General features: G+C 42.2%; 2 protein-coding genes. Both read left to right on the plus strand.

The window, feature by feature from the left end; genetic code table 11:
• On the plus strand, nucleotides 1-738 hold a 738-nt coding region (locus Q0257_RS03185; RefSeq protein ID WP_298021453.1), incomplete at its 5' end, for a penicillin-binding transpeptidase domain-containing protein.
• Between the two features lie 214 nt (nucleotides 739-952).
• The coding region (locus Q0257_RS03190) for a hypothetical protein (RefSeq protein ID WP_298021455.1) at nucleotides 953-1,574 on the plus strand (622 nt) is incomplete at its 3' end.

Here is a 1,574-nt window from a genome sequence, read left to right on the forward strand (position 1 = left end):
AGCTGCGACGTGTATTTTTATGAAGGCTCGCTGCTGGTGGGGATCGACTATATGTCCGCGTATCTGCAGCGTCTGGGTTTCGGTAGCAAAACGGGCGTCGATCTGCCTAATGAGTTTGTAGGCACGATGCCTAATAAGGCCTGGAAAATGCAGAAATTTAAGCGCGCGTGGTATCAGGGCGAGACGGTCAATGCTTCGATCGGCCAGGGCGACGTGCTCGTCACCCCTATGCAGGTGGCTAAAAACACCGCTCAGATCGCCGCGGGCAAGGCTATCACGCCGCATTTTTTAAAAAGCATCGACGGTAAGCCGGTGGAATTTGCCCCCGCCGAGCTTTTTACGCCGAAAGAAAAGGCGCAGCTGCCCCTCGTGCGGCGCGGTATGTATGAGGTCGGCAACAACCCCGACGGAGGCACCGCCTACAAGCTCATCCATACCGCGGTAGTGCCTCTAGCGGTCAAGACGGGTACCGCGCAGGTCGTAGGCATCTCGCAGACTGCCAAAAAGCGAATGAAAGAGGCCGATATGGACTACTTCCACCGCTCGCACGCCTGGATGACGAGCTTCGGGCCGTATGACAAGCCGCAATACGCCGTAACCGTGCTAGTTGAACACGGCGGCGGCGGCGGAAGCGCGGCAGGTCCCGTGATAATGCAAATCTACGAAAAACTCGTCCAGATGGGCTACATCGATGCCAACGCAACGACCAGTAAAGACAGCGCAAAGAAAACGAAGTAGGATGGGATTTTATAATTTTAAAATTTTAGAATTCTACTCGCCCTTTGCTTGCTTGAAATTTTAAAATTTAGAGCGGCAAAAGACCCTAAAATTGGGTAGGGCAAAGCGATTTTAAATTTTAAATGCACCATAAGAATAAGGCGGTAAAATACGCCAAAATATCTTTTTATAAAAATGGGGAAATTCTATGCGAGATTACGACAAAGAGCCGATAGTGATAAAGAACGACTATTTGCTAAAAAGTAGATTAACAGTAGCAATTTTTTTCCTGATATTCGCATTAGTATTCGCCATTAGATCTATTTTTCCTATTGAAAGTTTCTTTAGTAGTAGTTTTAGAAAAGGCGAGCTAGCTCTTTGCATATTTATATTTTTCAAAACGATTCTTGGAGATTTTGCAATGCTAAAAGGTATGCTGGTAAATGACTTACAAATTAGAATTTTTGAGAAAATAATAGAATGCGACTATGTGGATTTAGCGGGGAATTTAAAGGTTCTAAAAATCCAGCTTACGGAGCATACAAAGATAACTTATTCATACTTTCCATGTTTTGGAGGAACTGCAAAACTTGATAGTAAAACTTTGATGGATAAAATTGCGTATATAACAAATCTTGCAATGGCTATCATCATAAACTTTATATTTATAATTATCTTTCAATGCTTAAATTTCTTAGGGATAAAAAAATACTATATTTTTGATGATAACGGTACTATGATATCAGTAAAACAGAATAAATCACTTGTTGATAGATTCGGTAAAGTTCCTTTCAATAAGCGAACCTTGATGATATCTTTAACTAACTACAATTCAAAATTTTTTGATAAGGATAAAA

Source organism: uncultured Campylobacter sp. (assembly GCF_938018035.1).
Lineage (GTDB): Bacteria > Campylobacterota > Campylobacteria > Campylobacterales > Campylobacteraceae > Campylobacter_B.